The organism is Mycobacterium sp. TH-M15, from assembly GCF_057473705.1.
Genome location: NZ_JBYCLB010000310.1, coordinates 1 through 4,495, shown reverse-complemented (window position 1 = coordinate 4,495; position 4,495 = coordinate 1). Strand labels below are relative to the sequence as shown.

At 72.5% G+C, this 4,495-nt stretch carries 4 protein-coding genes; 2 read left to right on the top strand and 2 right to left on the bottom strand.

The window, feature by feature from the left end:
* A partial coding sequence (locus tag AC2VNT_RS07195) for a DNA primase (RefSeq protein ID WP_486946197.1) occupies window positions 1–736 on the bottom strand: 736 nt, incomplete at its 3' end.
* 91 nt (window positions 737–827) lie between these two features.
* On the opposite strand from AC2VNT_RS07195, the gene AC2VNT_RS07190 reads away from it, so the two are divergent.
* Complete coding sequence (locus AC2VNT_RS07190) at window positions 828–1,604, top strand: sensor domain-containing protein (protein ID WP_486946196.1); 777 nt, start codon at window positions 828–830, stop codon at window positions 1,602–1,604.
* A gap of 8 nt (window positions 1,605–1,612) precedes the next feature.
* On the opposite strand, the gene AC2VNT_RS07185 is transcribed toward AC2VNT_RS07190, so the two are convergent.
* Window positions 1,613–2,884: a deoxyguanosinetriphosphate triphosphohydrolase gene (locus AC2VNT_RS07185; RefSeq protein ID WP_486946195.1), complete on the bottom strand. Its 1,272-nt coding sequence runs from the start codon at window positions 2,882–2,884 to the stop codon at window positions 1,613–1,615.
* Window positions 2,885–2,942: 58 nt separating this feature from the next.
* Here AC2VNT_RS07185 and AC2VNT_RS07180 point away from each other — a divergent pair.
* Window positions 2,943–4,495: TPM domain-containing protein (locus AC2VNT_RS07180; RefSeq protein ID WP_486946194.1), on the top strand; the 1,553-nt coding region annotated here is incomplete at its 3' end.

Below are 4,495 nucleotides of genomic sequence, written 5' to 3'. Positions count from 1 at the left end.
TCGACTTCTTGTACAGCACCGTCTCCGGGGTGTTGACGTACTTGGCCTCCATCGGGTCGTCGTCGAAGATCCGCCGCGCCCCGAAGCCGATCACCTCGCCGGCCGTGCTGCGGATCGGCCACAGCAGCCGACGGTGAAACCGGTCGATCGGCCCGCGGCGGCCCTGCCGGGACAGGCCGGCGGCCTCCAGTTCCTTGAACTCGAATCCCTTGCGCTGCAGGTGTTTGGTGAGCGTGTCCCAGCCGGAGGGGGCGAATCCGCAGCCGAAGTGCTGCGCGGTCGCGGCGTCGAAGTTGCGTTCGGTCAGGTAGCGCCGCGCCGAGGCGGCCTCCTCGGCTGCCAGCGCGTCGGCGTAGAACCCGGCGGCGGCGGCGTTGGCGGCGATCAGCCGGCTCCGGCTGCCCCGGTCGCGCTGGGGGCTGGTGCCGGCACCGGTGTAGGTGATGGTGTAGCCGATCCGGTCGGCCAGCAGCTCGACCGCCTCCACGAAGCTGGCATGCTCGACTTTCTGGACGAAGGCGTACACGTCGCCGCCCTCGCCACAGCCGAAACAGTGGAAGTGGCCGTGGTTGGGCCGGACGTGAAACGACGGTGTCTTCTCGCTGTGGAACGGGCAGAGCCCCTTCAGCGAGTCGGCCCCGGCCCGGCGGAGCTGGACGTAGTCCCCGACGACGTCCTCGATTCGGACTCGTTCGCGGATGGCCGCGATGTCGCGATCGGAGATGCGGCCGGCCATTGGCTCAGTGTAGAGCGCGACGGGTATCCCGACGGTCGCCGTCGCACCGTGCTTTAATGCCCGGGGCGGCCGCCCGCTGTCAGGAGGAGAGATGAGTCCGGCGAAATCGACCTGGGTGCGGTTGGCGCCCCCCGTCGGCGGCGTCGTCGCCGGTTTGGTGCTGCTGGGGTGGTTGCTCTTCCCCGGTTCGTCACACCGATCGGCCGGGGTGGTCACCGGCGAGACCGTCAAGAAGGTGCTGCTCGACGGCGCCGAACTGACGACGATGCTGGACCAGCCCTTCGAAGAGAACCCGACTGCGCCCTCCTACGGCGGCCTGGACCAGATGGACACCGCCCCCTCGCCCGGCGACTGCGCCGGGGTGGTGAACGTCGCGCCGCAGAGCGCCTACCGGTCCGCGCCGGTGCAGAGCTACGCCCGCGAGGTCTGGGGTGACGCGCAGGCCGGCAAGGCGAATTTCCACCCGCTCAGCTCGGCGGTGATGTTCGTCGACGAAGCCGTGATCGCCCTGCCCAGCGCCGCCGACGCCCAGGCGCTCTTCGCCACGTTCGCCGAGCGGTGGAAGCGCTGCGACGGCCAGCCGGCCAACCCCGAGCCGATGGACGCCGACAACCCGTTCCGGCTGCCCGGCAGCGAGATGCACATCCGCGACGTCGAGACCGGCGACACCCTGCTGACCGCGGGCATCACCCTGGACAAGAACCCCAAGGCGCCGGACACCCGGGCGCTGGGCGTGCGGGGGAACTGCCTGGTCGAGGTGCTCATCGCATTCACCGGAACCGAGAACGCGACCGGATCCGGGCACCCCGAGACCAGCGGCACCGACGTGGCCCGGGCGATGATGGACCGGGTCGGCAAGCTCGGCTGACGCCGCGCCTAACCGGCCGGGCCGGTTGCGACCCGCTCCAGCCGGCCCTCGGTGTAGGAGGCGATCTGGTCGACGACGGCGCGCAACCGGCCACCGTCGTCGGTGGCGGCGAGGAACGCCGACTCGAAGATCGGGTCCAGCGTTCCCGGCGCTCCCTTCCGCAGCTTCTCCGCCACCGCGTGGATCCGCTCGCGCTGCCGGGCCTGCAGCCCGCGGTGCCGTGCGTCGGAGATGATGAACTGCACCGCAAGCGTTTTCAGGCCGGCACCCGCGGCGCGTACCAGCGGGGGCACCCGCAGATCGGCCTGATAGCGGATCTGCGGGCCGGATCCGGCCGCGTCCCGGGGGGCGGCGATCGCCGCCGAGGCGAATCGGCCGACCAGCTCGCTGGTGAGCCGTTTGAGCGCCACCGACGCCGCCAGGCTCGCGTCGTATCTGCCGACCGCGGCCACCACCGGCAGCTCGGAGAGCCGCTGGGCGGCCGCCGCCAGGTCGTCGTCGCAGACCTGCGGGAACGCCGACGCGCCGAGCCGGGCCAGGGTCGCCGCGGTGGTGTCGTCGGCGAGCACCCGCAGATCGATCCGCCCGGAGACGACACCGTCCTCGACGTCGTGCACCGAGTAGGCGACGTCGTCGGCCCAGTCCATGATCTGCGCCTCCAGGCAGGACCGCCCGGCCGGCGCACCGCGGCGCATCCAGTCGGCGGCGGCGCGGTCGTCGTCGTAGAAGCCGAACTTCTTGCGGCCCCTCCCCCGCCACCACGGATATTTGGTGACGGCGTCCAGCGCGGCGCGGGTCAGGTTCAGCCCGACGCTCTCGCCCCGGGCGTCGACGACCTTGGGTTCCAGGCGGGTGAGGATGCGGAAGTTCTGCGCGTTGCCCTCGAAGCCGCCGCAGTCGGCGGCCAGCTCGTCGAGCGCCTGCTCCCCGTTGTGTCCGTACGGCGGATGCCCGATGTCGTGCGCCAGCCCGGCCAGGTCGACCAGGTCCGGATCACATCCCAGACCGATCGCCATGCCGCGCCCGATCTGCGCCACCTCCAGCGAGTGGGTCAGCCGGGTGCGCGGGGTGTCGCCGTCCCGCGGCCCGACGACCTGTGTCTTGTCGGCCAGCCGGCGCAGCGCCGCGCTGTGCAGCACCCGGGCGCGGTCGCGGGCGAAGTCGGTGCGGTGCTGGCCGCCGGTGCCGGGCAGCGCCCCGGTCTTCGGCTGCTCGGCCGCCAGTCGTTCCCGGTCGGCCTCGGAGTAGCGGTCGTCGAGGCCGTGCTGCTGCGTGCTCACCGACCCACAGTCTGCCAGTCCCCCCCACCCCGGCCACCGATCGCATAGATTGGCCGCCATGGGTATCAACCGTCTGCCCGGTGTGCTGCTGACGCTCCTGGTCACCGCGCTGCTTGGTGCTCCGATCGCGGTCGCGGAGCCGCCGTCACGGCTCACCGCCCCGGTCACCGACCACGCGGGCGTGCTCTCCGGCTCCGACCGAGCCGCCGTGCAGGACGCCGTCAACACGCTCTACGCGGACCGGCACCTGCGGCTCTGGGTGGTCTACGTCGACGTGTTCTCCGGGCAGACCGCCGACAGCTGGGCCCGCAGCACGGCGCGGCTGAGCGACCTCGGTGACTACGACGCGTTGCTGGCGGTGGCCACCGCCGACCGCAGCTACGCGTTCCTGGTGTCGGACCGGATCACCGGCATGACCGCGCGGAAAGTGGAGAGCCTGGAGCGCGGGCAGATCGAGCCGGCGCTGCACGCGGGCAACTGGGCCGGCGCCGCCGTCGCGGCCGCCACCGGGCTCGGCGCCGCGACCGCACCGGTGCACCTGAATCCGCTGCCGATCCTGGCCGTCGGGGCCGCGCTGGCGCTCGGCGGTCTGGGCCTGGCCCTGCTGCTGCGGCACCGGCGCAGCCGGCGTCGTCGCGCGGAGTTGGCGGCGGCCCGCCGGATCGACGCCACCGACGCCGAGGCGCTGGGCAGAGTCAGCGTGCACACCCTCGACGACCTCTCCCGGGAGAAGGCGGTCGCCGTCGACAACGCGCTGCGCACCAGCAAGAACGAGTTGGAGCTGGCGGTCGAGGAGTTCGGCACGCAACGCACCCAGCCGTTCGCGCAGGCGGTGCAGAGCGCCCGGCAGGCACTGGCTCATGCGTTCACCGTGCGCCAGCAGCTCGACGACGCCATCCCGGAGACGCCGGCGCAGCGGCGCGAGCTGCTGACCGGCGTGATCGTCGCCGCCGCCAAGGCCGACCGCGATCTGGAGACCGAGCGCGCGTCGTTCGAGCAGCTGCGTGACCTGGTGATCAACGCCCCGACCCGGCTGGACACCATGACCCAGCAGCTGATCGAGCTCACCGCGCGGATTCCCACCGGCGAGACCCACCTGGCCGAGCTGTACCGAGAGTTCGACGCCGCCGCGCTGAGCTCGGTCTCCGGCAACGTCAAGACCGCCAAGGACCGGGTCGCCTTCGGCGACCGCAACATCACCCGGGCGCGCGAACTGCTGGCCCGGTCCACCCCCGAGGCGCAGGACGAACTCGTCGACGCGGTGCGCGCCGCCGAGTCGGGCATCGGGCAGGCCCAGACGCTGCTGGACGCGATCGACAGCGCCGCCACCGACATCCGGCACGCCGTCGCGGCGCTGCCGGCGGCGATCACCGACATCGAGGCCGGGATCACCCAGGCCAACACCCAGCTGCACGGCGCCCGGCGGAAGCTGGGCACGCACGCCGCCCGGCTGACCGAGGCGCGCGACGCGGCGGTGGAAGCCGTCGCGGCGGCCCGCGAGCCCGGTGACCCGTTGGGCGCCTTCACCCGGCTGACCAAAGCCGACACCGATCTGGACCAGCTGCTGGACACCCTGGCCGAGGAGCAGGCCGCCGCCGAACGGCTGGGCCG